Annotated in this window: 18 protein-coding genes and 1 other RNA gene; 4 read left to right on the top strand and 15 right to left on the bottom strand. The window is 62.7% G+C overall.

Annotation, left to right across the window (positions count from 1 at the left end; all coding sequences use genetic code 11):
• Positions 1-9: 9 nt before the first annotated feature.
• Positions 10-546: a DUF456 domain-containing protein gene (locus tag KF712_11725; GenBank protein ID MBX3741654.1), complete on the top strand. Its 537-nt coding sequence runs from the start codon at positions 10-12 to the stop codon at positions 544-546.
• Between the two features lie 52 nt (positions 547-598).
• Positions 599-986: RNase P RNA component class A (rnpB, locus tag KF712_11730), an RNA gene on the top strand.
• Between the two features lie 19 nt (positions 987-1,005).
• Here rnpB and KF712_11735 read toward each other — a convergent pair.
• Genes KF712_11735 through KF712_11745 form a run of 3 tightly spaced genes read right to left on the bottom strand, consistent with a single transcriptional unit; the run spans position 1,006 to position 3,403 of the window.
• On the bottom strand, positions 1,006-1,965 hold the full coding sequence (locus KF712_11735) for a prepilin-type N-terminal cleavage/methylation domain-containing protein (protein MBX3741655.1): 960 nt from the start codon (positions 1,963-1,965) through the stop codon (positions 1,006-1,008).
• Between the two features lie 20 nt (positions 1,966-1,985).
• Entirely contained in the window at positions 1,986-2,705 is a 720-nt protein-coding gene (locus KF712_11740; protein ID MBX3741656.1) for a type II secretion system protein, read from the bottom strand.
• Positions 2,706-2,713: 8 nt separating this feature from the next.
• On the bottom strand, positions 2,714-3,403 hold the full coding sequence (locus tag KF712_11745) for a type II secretion system protein (protein MBX3741657.1): 690 nt from the start codon (positions 3,401-3,403) through the stop codon (positions 2,714-2,716).
• 263 nt (positions 3,404-3,666) lie between these two features.
• On the opposite strand from KF712_11745, the gene KF712_11750 reads away from it, so the two are divergent.
• On the top strand, positions 3,667-4,641 hold the full coding sequence (locus KF712_11750) for a hypothetical protein (protein ID MBX3741658.1): 975 nt from the start codon (positions 3,667-3,669) through the stop codon (positions 4,639-4,641).
• 13 nt (positions 4,642-4,654) lie between these two features.
• Here the strand turns inward: KF712_11750 and KF712_11755 are convergent, their stop codons facing one another.
• Genes KF712_11755 through nuoB form a run of 3 tightly spaced genes read right to left on the bottom strand, consistent with a single transcriptional unit; the run spans position 4,655 to position 6,588 of the window.
• Positions 4,655-5,407 (bottom strand): rhomboid family intramembrane serine protease, encoded by a 753-nt coding sequence (locus KF712_11755; protein MBX3741659.1) that lies wholly within the window; start codon positions 5,405-5,407, stop codon positions 4,655-4,657.
• A gap of 45 nt (positions 5,408-5,452) precedes the next feature.
• On the bottom strand, positions 5,453-6,022 hold the full coding sequence (locus KF712_11760) for an NADH-quinone oxidoreductase subunit C (GenBank protein ID MBX3741660.1): 570 nt from the start codon (positions 6,020-6,022) through the stop codon (positions 5,453-5,455).
• A gap of 29 nt (positions 6,023-6,051) precedes the next feature.
• Positions 6,052-6,588 carry an NADH-quinone oxidoreductase subunit NuoB gene (nuoB, locus tag KF712_11765; GenBank protein ID MBX3741661.1) on the bottom strand — a complete coding sequence of 179 codons (537 nt, stop codon included), beginning with the start codon at positions 6,586-6,588 and terminating at the stop codon, positions 6,052-6,054.
• A gap of 289 nt (positions 6,589-6,877) precedes the next feature.
• On the opposite strand from nuoB, the gene gluQRS reads away from it, so the two are divergent.
• Positions 6,878-7,753, top strand: coding sequence for a tRNA glutamyl-Q(34) synthetase GluQRS (gene gluQRS, locus KF712_11770; GenBank protein ID MBX3741662.1), 876 nt, complete (start codon positions 6,878-6,880; stop codon positions 7,751-7,753).
• Here the strand turns inward: gluQRS and gntK are convergent.
• The 9 genes from gntK to KF712_11815 all read right to left on the bottom strand — a co-directional run bounded on the left by gntK (position 7,696) and on the right by KF712_11815 (position 14,985).
• Entirely contained in the window at positions 7,696-8,214 is a 519-nt protein-coding gene (gntK, locus tag KF712_11775) for a gluconokinase (GenBank protein MBX3741663.1), read from the bottom strand. The two genes, gluQRS and gntK, sit on opposite strands and share 58 nt — an antisense overlap.
• 125 nt (positions 8,215-8,339) lie before the next feature.
• The gene (locus KF712_11780; protein MBX3741664.1) at positions 8,340-8,654 is read right to left on the bottom strand and encodes a DUF3820 family protein; all 315 of its coding nucleotides are present in this window, start codon (positions 8,652-8,654) and stop codon (positions 8,340-8,342) included.
• A 26-nt stretch (positions 8,655-8,680) separates the two neighbouring features.
• A complete protein-coding gene (locus KF712_11785; GenBank protein MBX3741665.1) occupies positions 8,681-9,661 on the bottom strand; it encodes a cytochrome c oxidase subunit II in 981 nt (326 codons plus the stop codon).
• Positions 9,662-9,688: 27 nt separating this feature from the next.
• Entirely contained in the window at positions 9,689-9,910 is a 222-nt protein-coding gene (locus KF712_11790) for a hypothetical protein (protein MBX3741666.1), read from the bottom strand.
• Between the two features lie 13 nt (positions 9,911-9,923).
• The gene (locus KF712_11795; protein MBX3741667.1) at positions 9,924-10,124 is read right to left on the bottom strand and encodes a hypothetical protein; all 201 of its coding nucleotides are present in this window, start codon (positions 10,122-10,124) and stop codon (positions 9,924-9,926) included.
• Between the two features lie 21 nt (positions 10,125-10,145).
• Positions 10,146-10,484, bottom strand: a complete 339-nt coding sequence (locus KF712_11800) for a cytochrome C oxidase subunit IV family protein (GenBank protein MBX3741668.1) — start codon at positions 10,482-10,484, stop codon at positions 10,146-10,148.
• Positions 10,485-10,520: 36 nt separating this feature from the next.
• Complete coding sequence (locus tag KF712_11805; protein MBX3741669.1) at positions 10,521-12,161, bottom strand: heme-copper oxidase subunit III; 1,641 nt, start codon at positions 12,159-12,161, stop codon at positions 10,521-10,523.
• A 62-nt stretch (positions 12,162-12,223) separates the two neighbouring features.
• Entirely contained in the window at positions 12,224-14,137 is a 1,914-nt protein-coding gene (locus KF712_11810; GenBank protein ID MBX3741670.1) for a cbb3-type cytochrome c oxidase subunit I, read from the bottom strand.
• 77 nt (positions 14,138-14,214) lie between these two features.
• Positions 14,215-14,985 carry a c-type cytochrome gene (locus KF712_11815; protein MBX3741671.1) on the bottom strand — a complete coding sequence of 257 codons (771 nt, stop codon included), beginning with the start codon at positions 14,983-14,985 and terminating at the stop codon, positions 14,215-14,217.

The following is a 14,985-nucleotide window of genomic DNA, read 5'->3' on the forward strand; positions in this document are numbered from 1 at the left end:
AGCAGACGCATGTGGGATGCGATCTCCGGATGGGACTACTGGGGCGGTGTTGGCGCTGGCGTAGCCTGGGTGGTGACCCTCTGCCTGATGGTGGCCGGGCTGGTCGGCTGCGTGCTGCCGGTCCTGCCGGGCCATCTCATCATCCTGATCGGCGCGATCGCCCATCGGCTGATGCTGGGGCGGGAAGGTTCCGGGCTGGAGTGGTGGTCTTTCCTGGTGCTGGGACTGCTGCTTGCCGCTTCCCAGGCGTTCGAGATCGCCAGCGGCGCGGCGGGCACCCGCTGGTTCGGCGGCACCCGGTGGGGGGCGGTCGGCGCGTTCGCCGGCAGCATCGTGGGGATGTTCTTCTTTCCCTTCGGCCTCCTGCTCGGACCCTTGATCGGCGCGTTCGCGGCGGAGATGCTGTTTGCGAAAAAAAAGCCCACCTTCGCGGCCAGTTCCGGTGTCGGCTCGGTGGTGGGGACCATCGCCGGGATGGTGGTGAAGATCGTCGTCGGGGTACTGATGATCCTCTGGTTCGTGGCGGATGTGTTCTGGATCGGGTGAAATCCCGCAGCTTTTGCTTGGATTCCGGGCGGGGAAGCCGCAGTCTGCCCCCGCCGCTCCCCGGACGGCCGCAATGTTCCGCAAGGAAGGTTGAGGAAAGTCCGGACACCATAGGGCAACGCGCCTCGTGAAAGCGGGGGACGGGAACCGCGAGGGACCCGGACGGAAAGTGCAACAGAGAGCATACCGCCGATGGTCCGCAAGGACACAGGCAAGGGTGAAACGGTGGGGTAAGAGCCCACCGCGCCGAGGGTAACCGAGGTGGCACGGCAAACCCCGCGTGGTGCAAGACAAAACAGGGGAAGGGCTGCCCGCCCGTTCGATCCCCGGGTATTAGTCGCACTCCGCGCAAGCGGAGCGCCCCGTGCGAACGGGGTGAGAGAAATGGCCGTACAGCCCGTGAGGGTGGACAGAATCCGGCTTACAGGGGAGCGGCATCCCCTTTTCCCATAACCCCGCTCAGGGAGTGGCGACGGGGACCAGCTTGGAGTAGTGGTAGGAGTTCTTCGTGAGGAAATCCGCCTGCTCGGTGGGGGTCTTGAAGGAGCGCACGCGCATCTGCTCCACACCGAAGTCCGTCAGGACCGACATGGACACCTCCACGGAGGTGAGGGATCCGGCCTTGAGTTCGTCATCCGTGACTTCCGTCGAACGGGCGCTGAAGTCCGTGATGATGTTCCCGGCCTCCAGGCGGAACTCGGTGGCGGTTGCGTTGGCACCGCCAAGGGTGATCGGCACATCCACGGTGGAGGCACCCCGGGCGAAAGAGCGTTCCACCCTCACATGAAGCGTGATGGTGAACTGGAAGATGTTCTCGCAGACAAAGTTGTTCGGGTCATCGGTTTCCGAGCCGAATGCCTCGTCGAACATCGAGCGCAGGCTGGTCGCGGTGCGGTTCGACTTGGAAAGCAGCTTGTCATACGTCTTGTCCGGGTCCACCAGGTTCCGGTAGAGCACGAAGGTGGGGATCTCCTTCGAGCCTTGAGCCTGGATGGGGTCCTGGTACTTCAACTGGTAGCCGACGCAGGAAACATCCCCGACGGTTTTCGCCTCTTCGGAAACCTCTCCATTGTAGCGGTCCGTCGGGGAGGTGTAGAAGATCAGGCTGGAGGAACTCGGGCTGTCGATGGCCGGAACGGCCCCCTTTGCCTCGACGGGTTCGGTGACGGCGGAAAGCCACTCGGTGTTGGCACCGCGCCGGTTCACCAGCGCCTCGAGATCCCGCGCCATGGTATCCAGCATGGACTTCGCCTGGCGGCTCGCACGGATCTCAGAGCGGCTGCGGGTCCAGGTATCGAGGGCGATGGCCGTGATCGAGACAAGGACGGTCACGATCATGGTCGTGATCGTCATCGCCACCATGAGCTCGATGAGGGTGAAGCCCCGCTTGCGGCGGACGTTGGTTGGAAGGGTTTTCATGTCGCAGGGGAAAATGGGATTCAGCGGCGGACGGCGAGGTTCCGGCGGAAGATGGGATTTGAGTCGGATTCGAAAATCTGGGAAAATGGCGTGCTTTTCAGGTAGTCCATCGACTTCGCGGGCATGCTGTAAAACTCCGCCGCGAATGCGATGACCGCCTCAGGATAGTTTTCCACGCCTCCTCCACCCGACCCCTCCGGGGAGGTGATGCGGCCTTTCGAGGAAGGCTTCGCCTCCAGTTCATCCTTGGCGCCGGTATAGGTGAGCTGGAGACACTTCACCAGGAACAGGCCGCCTTCGATCGCTTTGATGTCCTCCGCAAAGAGAGGGTCGTTCAAGCGGCGTGCCATCGGCTGGACCACATAGTCCTTGCCGGGGGTGCCCTGGGCCCTGGGCATGGCATTCAGCGTGCCATCCGGCCGCTGGTCGGACGGATCCCCACGGTATTGATAAACAAAGATGGCTTCCCGGGGATTGTAGGAGTTCTCGATCCAGTCGTATCCCTTCTCAAAACCGGTCCCGTACTTGGAGGATTCCCTGTCGCGGACGCTGGTCATCTCACGCTCCAGCGTGGAGGCCAGGCGGTCGGCCTCCTGGACGTTGAGCGCACGACGGATACCGGTGGCCGCAGGGCCGAAGACATACATGAAGCCGGTGAGCAGCACGGCGAGCACGCCGATGGCGATCACGGTTTCCAGCAAGGTGAAGCCGGATTTTTTGACCATAGGTTGGGTTTTCATGGACGGGTTCAGAAATTTTGGACTTCGCTGGGGAGATTCATCTGCTCGGGACTGCGGAAGGTCGAAGTACGGCCGTTGCGCCAGACGACGAAGCCTCCGAAGTCCCGCTTGGTGGAGGCGGTGACCACTGGCTTTGGCTCACCCGGATTCCGGGCGCCGGCACCGATGACGAAGCTGGCTCCAGGAGTGGCACAGATCCCTTCGCCGTTGAATTCGTAGTAGAGGTATTCCCCCTGGAACGTGCGGTTCACGTTGGAAAGGGTCATCTGGTCCAGCGCACCGCCCGCACCGGAGTGATCCTTCGTGCTGTAGGCGCGGCTGAAATAGGTTTGGTCGGGAAGAAACAGCGCGCGGCCGGCCACCACCCAGTTGTCCTTCTCCGGCAGACCGCTGTCATCAATTTCCTCATAAACCACGAAGATGCGGCGGAGGTAGTTCTCACGGTTCTTCGGATCGGTGACATCGACCAACACCCGTGACCGGGTCCGCTTGCTGACCGCCGCGGCCCGGGCTTCATCAAAGACAGCTTCAGCCGTGGCCACACCAGTCCCCGTGCCTTTGCCCCCCAGCACCCCGCCCACACCGATGGCCGCAACGGTCATCAAAATGGAGATGATGGCGATCACCGCCAGGAGTTCGATGAGCGAGAATCCCCGCGTCCGGAACGACGGGGATGATTTCAGGGATCCAAATTGCATGGGGTTTTCGCAGGGTTTTGGTCGGAATATGGTCGGATGAAAGCGAGATTACAAGGGCAAATGTAAATACATGATATTACACGCCCGGGGTGGTTCCGGAGAGCGGACGCGCGCCATCAGGATCGTGCCGGTCATCAAATCCACTTCCATGTCCGCATAGGAAACGCGAGTTGAACCAAGGCTGTCAATGCGCCGGAGCACGGCAATCAAAATTCTTTGAAAAAATCGTCGAATACCCACCGGGAACGACGAGTCTTATTCTCATGAAGCAAACCCTTCGCCGCTTGGCTGCCGCCGCAGCCGGTCTCACCGCCGCAGTGCTCATCAGTTCCTGCGCCTATGATCCCTACTACTCCGATGGCTACGGTGGTGGCTATTCCAGCGGATCCTACTCCACTTCCGTCTTCATCAGCACCGGCGACCCACGCTGGGGATATGACCCATATTCCCACAGCTACTACGACTATCACCGCCGTGCCTACTACGACCCCTACCTCTACGGTTATTATCCGGTCGGATTCCGCCCCCCGATCGTCTATGGGGTCCCGCACCCCCATGGCTGGCGGCCCGGCAGCCGCTATTGCCCGCCACCCAGCCGGGTGAGGAGCCACACCCTTTCCGGCTACCAGAACCGGGAGTCCCTCTACCGCAACAGCAACTTCTCCTGGAGGAACGAGGTCAGACAGCGCGATTCCGGATCGAGGTTCCAGCCCGGCTCCGACTACGGCCGCGGCCGCCCGGGCGGGTTTGACCGCAGCCGGACGGACAATGACCGTGGCGACCGCGGTGGCTTCAACCGTGGCAATGTCCCCGTCCAACGCCAGTTCCCCGGAGGGGATGCGGACCGTGGACGCGGCCCGGGCCGGGACAGCTCCCCATTTGTCCGCCCTCCGCAGAGGGATTCCTCAAACTTCGGCCGTCCTCAGCGTGAGGGAGGATTCCAACGCCGGGAGGCACCCGACCGCCCGCAAATCCGCCCCGACATCCGCCAGCAGGCACCGGAGAGACCCCAGTTCCGCCAGCAGGCTCCCGAGCGCCCGCAGTTCCGCCCGGAGAGATCCCGTGAAAGCAACCGCCCGACCCCATCCGGCATCAACAATCCGGTGAGGCTGGCACCTGACCGTCCGGCACCTCCCCAACGCCAGGCCCCCAGCTTCCAGCGGGAAAGCCGCCAGCAGGCACCATCCGCCGGTGACGGCGGACGCAGGGGTGACGGACGCGGATCCCGCCGCGAATAAACGGGCCGCCACCCTATGCTTCCCCGGACTTGACCTTCCTCGCCTCCCTCCGTTCCCGGTCACGGCGGAGGGTGGCGATGGTCACCCGGGGCCGCAACAGCCACAGCCCCATGAAGAAGCCGGCCATGCCTCCACCGAAGTGACAGGCGTGGCCGATGCTGTATCCCTGACCGGCCAGCCCCGCGTCCGTGAACAGTTCCACGACTTTGGTGAAACCGGGGACATCCGGATTCAGGTCCACCAGCGCGAAAACCAGTTCCACCATCATGACGCCGATGCCCAGCGTCCGGGCGGATACCGGGATGGGCCACATCTTTGAGTCCGGGGACAGGGTGGTGAGCAGGATGAGCAGCGCGACACACCCGCCGGAAACCCCCACCAAGGGACCGCCGTCATCCAACATGAGGTGGGCCAAGCCGCCGACAAAAACACCGGCCGCCAGGGTCTTCACGACCCGCCCCTTTCCCAGCACATGCTCCACCCGCGCACCGATCATCACGATGCACAGGCAGTTGATCCCCACATGCAGCAGCCCGCCATGGAGCAGGCCGTAGCTGAACAACTGCCACACCTCTCCGTCCGAAATCCCACTCCGGCTGAGCCCGAATTTCTGGAAAATCCAAGGCAGCGCCTCATACCCCCCCGCCACGGAAACCAGCACCTGCACGGCAACGAGGACCAGCACCACCCCCCATGAGGCCCGGGCCGACAAAATCGACCTCAGCCGGTGCCCCAATTCGGAAAAGTACACACCGGAACATCGCATGTCGGCGTGGGGTTGGAAACAGGAATCGGTCCGGAAGCAGGCGGATCAGTCGATGACCCGGGCGCGCGGCTCCCGGCGGATGACATCCGCGGCTCCCGCGCTGGTGACGAAGGGTCCGCCCTCCAGCGGAGCCACGCCGGTGAACGCCACATCCGGCATGTCCGTCGGCCGTCCGGCGAGCGGGAAGTCCTTCCGCAGCGGGAAGAACGGATAACCCTCCCACATGAGGATGCGCTTCATGTTCGGGTGGCCGGAAAAACGGATGCCCATCATGTCCCACACCTCGCGCTCATGCCAGTCCGCACCGGCCCAGATGTCCACGGCGCTGGGCACTTCCTCATCCTCACTGACTTTCGCCTTCACCCGCAGGTGGCGTGCGTCATCCAGCGTGGCCAGTTCATAGACGACCTCGAAACGGGGATCATCCCCGAAGTGATCGACGCTGGAGATGTCCAGCACCAGTTCATAGCCAAGGTCATCCCGGCATTTCCCGAGAACCGCATGGAGATCCGCCACTGCGACGTGAAGGGTGGTTTCGCCCCGGAATTCGGTGATTCCGGCGACTTTCGTTCCGAACACTTCGTTGAGCTTCGCGGTGTCTTCTCCTTTGGCCATGGCTTGGAAAGTTTCTCGTTCGGGGAAAATCAGGCCATTTCCTCGATCATCGTGCGCTTCTGGTCCTCGACGGCGCTCTCGCCCTCGATCTTCCGCTGCAAGCGCATCATGCCTTCGATGAGGGCTTCCGGCCGTGGCGGGCAGCCCGAAATATAGACGTCCACGGGGATGAGCTGGTCGATGCCCTGCAGCACCGCGTAGCTGCGGTACATCCCGCCGCTGGAGGCGCAGGCCCCCATGGCGATGCACCACTTCGGCTCCGGCATCTGGTCCCATACGCGCTTCACCGCCAGTGCCATCTTGTAGGTCACCGTGCCGGCGACGATCATCACGTCACTCTGGCGCGGGGAAAAGCGCATGACCTCCATGCCGAAACGGGAGATGTCAAAGCGGCTGGAAGCGGTGGCCATCAGCTCGATGGCGCAGCAGGCGAGGCCCATCGGCATCGGCCACAGCGAGTTCTTCCGCATCCAGTTCATCGCCGCGTCAAGCTGGGTGAAGATGACGTTGCCCTCGATCTTCGAATCATAGGCGGCATGAGCGATCGAGGAGGAGTCGGTTACCATAGCGGGGCGGGATCGCCGTTACTCTGCCCATGGGATGCGGCTGCCTCAAGTGGATTGTGAAATTTTTCACAAGCCTCTCGGAAAAGAAAGGAGGGCAAGCCTCCGGATTGCCAACACCAGGTGGGGCAAGCCTCAGGCTTGCTTCTTTTGGGAGGCAATCCGGAGGCTTGCCCTCCTTTCTCCTTCCCGTCCCCATGTCTTTCCCCTTGTGAAAATCCGGCGGCCAAAGAGATTATCCCCGCCGCCCTCATTTGCCCGTTCCAGTGCCCGGAAGCGCGGGATGATTCCAATGACCCACCTCCGCACCCGCTTCGCTCCCAGCCCCACGGGAAAGCTTCACCTCGGCCATGCGATGGCGGCGTGGGTGGCGAAGGCTCTGGCGGATGCACACGGCGGCACTTTCCTGCTGCGGCATGAGGACATCGACCTGACCCGCGTGCGGGAGGAATACTACAGCGGCATCGAGGAAGATCTGCTCTGGCTGGGGCTGGATTGGCAGGGCACTCCTTTGCGCCAGACCACACGTATCCCCGCCTATGAGGCCGCGCTGGAGCGGCTGAAAGAAATGGGGGTGGCCTACCCGTGCTTCTGCACCCGGCGGGAGATCAACGAGATGGGTGCCCCCCACGGTCCGGAAGGTCCGCTCTATCCCGGTGCCTGCCGGGAACTGCCCGTGGAGGTCCGGCAGGAAAAACTGGCCGCGGGACTCTCCCACGCCTGGCGGCTGGATGCCGGAAAGGCGGCGTGCCGGGCGGGACGCAGGCTCACTTTCAACGACCTGATGCACGGCGTGGCGGTGGTGGATGAAGACCTGCTGGGAGACGTGGTGCTGGCGCGGAAAGACATCGGCACGGCCTACCATCTCGCCGTGGTGGTGGATGACGCTTTCCAGGAAATCACCCATGTGACACGCGGGGAGGACCTCCTCCACTCCACCCATGTCCACCGGCTGCTGCAGGAACTGCTGGGACTGCCGGAGCCGGTCTATCTCCACCACCCGCTGGTGCTGGATGACAGCGGCAAGCGGCTGGCAAAGCGGCATGACGCACTGGCCGTCGCCGCCATGAGGGAAGCCGGAGCCCCCCCTGCGGAGATCCTTTCGCGGATTCAGGATCCGGCGGTGATCCGGGCGATCACGGCGTCCACGACCTCCGGCAGCGTCTGATCGATCGGGATCACGATGACATCCGCCTCATCCTCCACGGGCTCCTCCAGCGCCTCAAACTGGGTGACCAGCATCTGTGGTTTGAAGAAATGTCCGGGACGCGCCTGCATCCGTCCGAGAATGAGATCGTAGCTGCCTTTCAGATAGATGAAGGTGAGGTCTGGATTCCCCTCCCGCAGGCGGTCGCGGTAGCGGGCCTTCAGCGCGGAGCAGACGATGAACGAATACGCGTTCGTGCGCTTCATCGCGAAAGCGGCGTCATTCAGGGCGGTCAGCCAGGGAGCACGGTCATCGTCGTTGAGCGACTGGCCGGAGGACATCTTGAGGATGTTCGCCCGCGGGTGGAGGAAGTCACCGTCGAGCATCGCGCCGCCCACTTTCCGCGCCACTTCGGAAGCCACCACGGATTTCCCGCTGCCGGAAACCCCCATCACCACGAAGACCCTGTTCGTTGATTCCATCGGGGAGGAAATTCCGCGTTTGTCCGCGGTTAGGCAAGGCAAAGACTGGGACCGCGGAATTCATTCCGCCCCGGAGCAAATGGCAAGCGAAGCCAAGCGGAATGAATTCCGCGGTCCCAGCCCCACTACTCGAAATCAAATGACCGCCGCGGCTTCTGCCTTAGCGGAAACCTGCCACCCATCGCCTGGCGCATAGGGTCGAAGACGGCGTCCATGCCGACTTCCTTGATGACGTTCACCTGGGCCATCAGCTCGCCGAGGCGGCCTTTGGGAAAACCACGTTCCTTGAACCACGCCAGATACTCCGGAGGGAGATCCATGATCGGAACCCCGGCGGGCGGGTACTCCTTGATCCCGAATTTCCCGAAGGGCATCCGGGTGCGTCCGATCTCCGCCAGAAGGTTCCGGAAGTCCTCGCGGTCAAGCTCGATGGGATCCATCGCGTAGGGACCGTAAGGTTCCCCGATTACTGGGCGGGAGCAGGTGCCGGGGCAGTCGCGTCGGCGGGAGCAGGTGCGTTCGCGTCGGCGGGAGCAGGTGCGTTCGCGTCGGCGGGAGCAGGTGCGTTCGCATCGGCGGGAGCAGGCGCGTTCGCATCGGCAGGCTGCTCGGTCGGAGCGGGCTGCGGCACGGGCGCGGGAGCGACCTGTTCCGCAGGGGAAGCCGGAGCCTTGGCGGCTTGGGCTTTCTGGTTCGCCTCGAGCGCGGCCTTGGTCTGCTCCTCCTGCCATTTGTCAAAGTCGGCGGCGGGAACCACTTCCATGGTGCCGGTCATGTTGCCGTGGCCTTCACCGCAGAGCTGTCCGCAGACGACGAAGGTTTCCAGCGGAGCGATGGGGGTGAACCACATCGGGATCTCCTTCCCGGGGATGGCGTCCTGCTGGATGCGCATCGGGATGATGGAGTAGTTGTGGATGACGTCCAGGCTGCCGATGTTGAGGACGGACGGACGGTTGAGCGGAAGCTTCAGCAGCGGGGCGGTGAAGTCGTCGAGGGCGTTCGGGTCGCTGTAGTCGATGCCGAGCTGGTTGGTGCCGCTGATGAGCGCGGGGTCGATGCGGCCGAACTTGCCGTCGGCACCGGGGTAGTGGTAGGTCCAGCCGAACTGCCAGCCGACGACGCGGACGCGCGTCGGGTTCTGGCGCTGCACGTGGTCCCACTTGTCGGTCCGGTCCGCCCACAGCGGGAAGGCGAAGCCGAGGAGAAGCACGGCCTCGATGATGATCACGCCGATCTCAAGGTGGCTGGAAAGGTGGCTGCGCACGCCTTCATAGGACGCCTTCGGATTGCGCGACTGGCGGAAACGCCACAGGCAGAACAGGAAGAAAATCGTCCAGCCCACGAAGAGCGCGATCATGAACCAATGGACGACGTCCATGATATGATCCACGTCCGCGCCGTGGAGGGAGAAGTTTTCAGGAATGCCGAGGAACTTGGAAGGGCTCATGGAAAAGACGAATCGGAATGGGAGAAATCAGGAATGGGTCGTGGACGAGGGGCGGACGTAGTCGTCCTGCAGCGCCGGATCAAGGCTGGCCTGTTCCCGCCGCATCATGCGGGCCATGCAGAAGATCACGCCGCCGAGGACGGCGAGGATGACGATCAACAGGAAGAAGATCGAATATCCGGCGGCATCACCACCGGCAGCCATGTTGGCCTGGCAGGTCGCACACGCGAGCGGAGATTGGAGCATCATGGCTGTAATGGGGTCAGAGATGGAGGCGGGTGGCCTTGCGGTAAAAGAGGACGCCATAGACCGGCATCACGATGGCTCCGGCGATGCCGATGCCGCCGAGAGTACGGGTCAGCGTGGTGGCCTCCTGCATGTAGACGAAGGCCCATAGCGCGAGGAACACGAAGAGCAGGGTGCTCACGGTGACGAAGACGATGTGGAAACCTTTGAGTGACATGGGAAGTTCCGGGTTGGAGGGTTACTTGCCGAAGAAGTGCGGGTCGAAGATCGGGTCGAACTCCGCGAAAGCGGTCAGACCGAACAGCGCCAGCGCGAAGATGAACGAGCCGAAGAAGATCCAGTAGATCGACTTCTTCTCGTGGTTAAGGTGCATGAAGATCGCACCGACGAGGCTCGCCTTAACGGTGGCGATGGCGAGGCCGAGGATGCAGTCCCACATGTCAAAGCCGTGGTGACCGATGTCGAGAGCCTCGACGGTCGCCACAGCAACGGTCAGAACCGTGCAGACGAGCAACGCGCCGAAGATCAGCAGATAGAGCTTCTTTGCCTTTTGGATTTCTTCAGGGGAATTTGCCATGGAGATAGGTGATGAAAAAGTTCGCTGCTGGGTGGATCACATCAAATACAGGACCGGGAACACGAAGATCCAGACAAGGTCCACGAAGTGCCAGAAGAGGCCACCGACCTCCACCCGGTTGGCGAGCCACTCGGGATTGGAGAGATACATTTTGCGGCCGAAGAACAGGTAGTAGCCCAGCACGATCGCGCCACCCACCACGTGCAGGCCGTGGAGACCGGTGATGGTGAAGTAGATGGCGTAGTAGGTGTTCCAGGACGGGGTGAACTTCGAGGCGAAGCGGATCTCCTCACGCGGCACGGAAAGGTGCGGGAAGGTGTGCGGCTTGGTCAGGTCATCGCCGTTGGGGTTGCGGGCCGTGTAGTTCGGGCCGGTGAACTCTTCCTTGAAAGCGGCCAGACCGGAGAGTTTGATGCCGTTCTTCTCTTCGGAGAATTTCTTGATTTCCTTCCAACCGACGCGATAGCGCTCTTTCCAGGTGGGATGGCGGTTCGGCTTGCCGGTCTTCTCGTCCACCTTGTATTCCTTGAGGAGACGTGCTTCCAGTTTGGCGATCTCGCCACGGTGCCAGGCCCAGATTTCCCGGGTGAAGGCGTCGTTCTTCATCAGCCAGGAGTTGTCGATGGCCAGATCGATATCGATCCCCTTCTCCTTCGCCTTCATGGCGAAGTGCTGGAAGTCGATCGCGTCCACGTAGTGGAAGACCATCGGGCTGGCGAGGAGCTTGCCCTCGACCACTGTGTCATCCCGCAGGCGGGACTGGCCGTCGGCCTCACGGATGTCACGCGGGGCGAAAAGGAAGTGGACGGGCTTGCTGACGTTGAAGGCGACGGACGGAATCTCGGTCAGGAGTTTCGGGGCCAGGGCCTCGGCGTCGATGTTGACGTTAGGAGCCAGTGCGACGCTGGAGGCGTCCGGATTGGCGGCCTTGGCATCGTTCCATTCCTGGCGGAGGGCGGCGGTGCGGAGGGCGCCGTTGTGCTTGCGGGCCTTCAGGTGGACGCCGCGGACCTTCGAAAGCAGGTCGGTGGTGAGTGGTTCACCTGCCTTGGCGATCACTTCCTCGGCCTCGCCGACCTTGGTGACGGCCTTGACGTCGGCGGCGACGGTGACGGTCGCGCCGTGGTGCTTCGCCTGGTCGGCGATGCTCTTCACCCATGCGCCGTGGTAGCGGACGGTGCTGAAGCTGAACTTGGTGCCTTCGATGACGATCTGGTTCTCCTCGATCTTGTCACCCTTGTAGTTTTTGACGTACTCACCGTTCTCCTTCTCGTAGCCGAGGTGGCCTTCGACGATGGAGTAGTCATTCAGGCGGACGGCCTGGTGGCCGAACTTCACTTTGTACTCGATGGCCTTGAGCACCATGAAGAGTCCGGCGCAGAGGATGGTGATCCACATGTAGATCTGGAATTTCCGCCACTCTCGCATCTTCAGCGCGGCCCATGCGAACACGACGGTCACGGAGGAACCGATGAGGACGAAGGTGTTGATCAGACCGGGGAGCACCGGCAGGGTCCGCTCCGGCCATGGATAGTCAGCCCCGATGCGGAGGAAGACGTAGGCGGAGAAGAAACCACCGAAAAGCATGACCTCGGAGGCCAGGAACAACCAGATGGCGATCTTCGAGTTGAAGAGCCCGGTGTCCTTGCGGGGTGTTACGATGTAGGGAATTTCCATTTTGGAGAGATGTCTGGTTTCCGTTGGCGGCCTTCAGCAGGCCGCGGGCGGAGCGCTCTGGATCAGTGGTGGGCTGCCTTGGCTGGGGTTGCCGCCGCGTCGCCGGCGCCGTGTTTCGGCTCGATCCACTGCGGGAGGTAGTCCTCCTTGCAGTCAGGACGGCTGTATTCGTAAGGACCGCGGTAGACGGCGATGTCGAAGGTGAAGTTGCCGTGGCCGGGAGGTGTCGGGGTCGCCCACTCCAGGGTGGTGGCGTCCCACGGGTTGTCACTCTGGACCTTGCGGCCGAACTTCCAGGCACCGAAGAGGTTGAGGAAGAACGGGATCTGCGCGACGGCCAGCGCCCATGCGCCCCATGACATGAGGATGTTCAGGTCGATGTGCTGGGCCACGGTGTTGGCGAAGACGTTGGCACTGTCCACACCCTGGGAAAGGGCGGTCTTGTCGAGGTAGGCGTCACCACCATTGTACCAGCGGCGGTGGAAGCCTGCCATACCCTGCACGAGCATCGGGAAGAAGATGACGTTCATGCAGACGAGGCTCGGCCAGAAGTGGAGGTGGCTCAGCTTGCGGCTCATGAAGCGGCCGGTGATCTTCGGATACCAGTGATACACCCCGGCGAAGAGGCCGAAGAGAATCCCCGGTGCCACCACGTAGTGGAAGTGGCCGATCACGTAGTAGGTGTCGTGAAGGTGGAGGTCGGCGAGGTTGAAGGCAAGCGGCAGACCGGTCAGACCGCCGATACCGAACATCGGCAGGAAGGCGCAGGCCCACATCATCGGCGGGGTGAAGCGGATGGAACCGCCCCACAGGGAGATGATCATGGCGGTCAGCAGGATGACCGACGGCACGGAGATGAGCACCGTTGTGGTCTGGAACCAGGTGGAGACCATCGGTCCCATGCCGGTCATATACATGTGGTGGGCCCACACGATGAAGGAGAGGAAGCCGAGGACGAGGACGGAATAGACCATCGACTTGTAGCCCCACAGCGGCTTGCGGGTGTTGGCCGGGATGATTTCCGCGACGCAGGCGATGGCAGGAAGAAGGAGCACGTACACCTCCGGGTGGCCGAGGAACCAGAAAAGGTGCTGGAACAGCAGCGGGGAACCACCGCCGGAGAGATCCGCCAGACCTTCCGACTTCGTGAAGAGCCCGGATGGCATGAAGAAGGAGGAATGGGCGACGCGGTCCATGAGCTGCATGATGCCGGCGGCCTCAAGCGGAGGGAACGCGAGCAGGAGCAGGAAGCCGGTGACAAGCATGGCCCACACCAGGAACGGCAGGCGCATCCAGGTCATGCCACGGGCGCGGAGGTTGATGATGGTGGTGATGAAGTTCACCGAGCCGAGAAGCGAGGAAGTGATCAGCAGCACCAGACCGATGAGCCATTGGGTCTGACCCGCGAGCCACTGGTTCACCACCTGGCCGTCCGCGAAGCCCGCGAGCGGCGAGTAGTTCGTCCAGCCGGACTTCGCCGCACCGGACTCCATGAAGAAGGAGGCGCACATCACCACGCCACCGAGGAGGTAGAGCCAGTAGCTGAGCATGTTCAGCTTCGGGAACGCCATGTCCGGCGCGCCGATCTGCAGCGGGGTCACGTAGTTGCCGAAAGCACCGAAGCCGAGCGGCACGATGCCGAGGAACACCATGATGGTGCCGTGCATGGCTCCGAACATGTTGTAGGTCTCACCGGTCACCTTGCCATCGGACAGCCAGCGGGCTTTCCAACTGTCGGTGAAGATCCAGCTCATCCACTCGTGCAGCGGCTCGTGCGGATAGGCGATGCTCCAGCGCATCACCATCATCAGGTAGAATCCGAAGGCCAGGAAGCACATGGCCGTGATCCCGTACTGGATGCCGATCATCTTGTGATCGGTGGAGAAAACGTATTTCTGGAGGAATCCCGGATCGTGATGATGGTGATCGTCATGATGGGCGTCATGCCCGTGGTGGGAGTCTGCGTGGGCGCTCATAGGTCCGGCTGCGGCGGTGGGGTCGAAGGTGGAGTTGGGGAAAGGTGACGGAAAAAGATCCGCCGTTGGTTTTGAAATCAGGGGGCAGGTGCCAGCTGGAGGGTCACAGGGTCCATCATGATCTGCGGATCGAGCGGCTCACCCGGGAGCGCCTTGTCGTGTTCCGCCATGACTTCCGCGTCGGTGGAAGGCTGGCCCGCCTTGGCGCGCTTGCCGGAGATGTCGAGCGCGGCTTTCGCCATGTCCACGGTGACGACATCACCGGAGGTGTTGCCGAAGCCGTTGCGGATGTAGGTCAGCAGGCCGGCGAGGTCTTCCGCGCCCATACCCGCGCCCTGCGGAGGCATGAGGCCAGCGCCATAGGTCTTGCCGGAGCTGGTCGGTCCCTGGAGACCGTTGAGGATGACCATGGCGAGCGCGTCGGTGTTGCCGAGCACGCGCTTGGAACCGGCGAGGGCCGGGTAGTTGGAGCCGTCACCCTTCGCGTCCGGGCCGTGGCAACCCGCGCACTTCGCGGAGTAGAGCTTCGCACCGCGGGCGGAGAGAACCTCGATGGCTGGCTTCGGCTTCGGACCGCTGTCCTCACCACCGGGGGCTTCGGCACGGACGTAGCCGGGCTTGAAGAGCGTCTTGTAGTTGAACCAATCCCCACCGTGGCCGAGGATGCCACCTGCGATCACGCCCGTGATGCCGATCACGACGATGAGTCCAATGGAGACCGGTTCACGGCCGTTGTCGGCGATGCGCTTCTCACGCGCGGTCGCGGCGGCTTCGCGGATGATACGGCCATGAGCCTCGGCGACGTTGATCGACTCATCGAGGTCAGGCTTGGAGTTCGGCACGGACAT

It is taken from the genome of Akkermansiaceae bacterium, from assembly GCA_019634595.1.
GTDB lineage: Bacteria > Verrucomicrobiota > Verrucomicrobiia > Verrucomicrobiales > Akkermansiaceae > Luteolibacter.

What these genes read in the sequence shown, in the direction of transcription:
- KF712_11725 (MBX3741654.1), top strand. Translation starts at nt 10, where the DNA reads ATGTGGGATGCGATCTCCGGATGGGACTACTGGGGCGGTGTTGGCGCT.
- KF712_11735 (MBX3741655.1), bottom strand. Translation starts at nt 1,965, where the DNA reads ATGAAAACCCTTCCAACCAACGTCCGCCGCAAGCGGGGCTTCACCCTC.
- KF712_11740 (MBX3741656.1), bottom strand. Translation starts at nt 2,705, where the DNA reads ATGAAAACCCAACCTATGGTCAAAAAATCCGGCTTCACCTTGCTGGAA.
- KF712_11745 (MBX3741657.1), bottom strand. Translation starts at nt 3,403, where the DNA reads ATGCAATTTGGATCCCTGAAATCATCCCCGTCGTTCCGGACGCGGGGA.
- KF712_11750 (MBX3741658.1), top strand. Translation starts at nt 3,667, where the DNA reads ATGAAGCAAACCCTTCGCCGCTTGGCTGCCGCCGCAGCCGGTCTCACC.
- KF712_11755 (MBX3741659.1), bottom strand. Translation starts at nt 5,407, where the DNA reads ATGCGATGTTCCGGTGTGTACTTTTCCGAATTGGGGCACCGGCTGAGG.
- KF712_11760 (MBX3741660.1), bottom strand. Translation starts at nt 6,022, where the DNA reads ATGGCCAAAGGAGAAGACACCGCGAAGCTCAACGAAGTGTTCGGAACG.
- nuoB (MBX3741661.1), bottom strand. Translation starts at nt 6,588, where the DNA reads ATGGTAACCGACTCCTCCTCGATCGCTCATGCCGCCTATGATTCGAAG.
- gluQRS (MBX3741662.1), top strand. Translation starts at nt 6,878, where the DNA reads ATGACCCACCTCCGCACCCGCTTCGCTCCCAGCCCCACGGGAAAGCTT.
- gntK (MBX3741663.1), bottom strand. Translation starts at nt 8,214, where the DNA reads ATGGAATCAACGAACAGGGTCTTCGTGGTGATGGGGGTTTCCGGCAGC.
- KF712_11780 (MBX3741664.1), bottom strand. Translation starts at nt 8,654, where the DNA reads ATGGATCCCATCGAGCTTGACCGCGAGGACTTCCGGAACCTTCTGGCG.
- KF712_11785 (MBX3741665.1), bottom strand. Translation starts at nt 9,661, where the DNA reads ATGAGCCCTTCCAAGTTCCTCGGCATTCCTGAAAACTTCTCCCTCCAC.
- KF712_11790 (MBX3741666.1), bottom strand. Translation starts at nt 9,910, where the DNA reads ATGATGCTCCAATCTCCGCTCGCGTGTGCGACCTGCCAGGCCAACATG.
- KF712_11795 (MBX3741667.1), bottom strand. Translation starts at nt 10,124, where the DNA reads ATGTCACTCAAAGGTTTCCACATCGTCTTCGTCACCGTGAGCACCCTG.
- KF712_11800 (MBX3741668.1), bottom strand. Translation starts at nt 10,484, where the DNA reads ATGGCAAATTCCCCTGAAGAAATCCAAAAGGCAAAGAAGCTCTATCTG.
- KF712_11805 (MBX3741669.1), bottom strand. Translation starts at nt 12,161, where the DNA reads ATGGAAATTCCCTACATCGTAACACCCCGCAAGGACACCGGGCTCTTC.
- KF712_11810 (MBX3741670.1), bottom strand. Translation starts at nt 14,137, where the DNA reads ATGAGCGCCCACGCAGACTCCCACCACGGGCATGACGCCCATCATGAC.
- KF712_11815 (MBX3741671.1), bottom strand. Translation starts at nt 14,985, where the DNA reads ATGTCCGTGCCGAACTCCAAGCCTGACCTCGATGAGTCGATCAACGTC.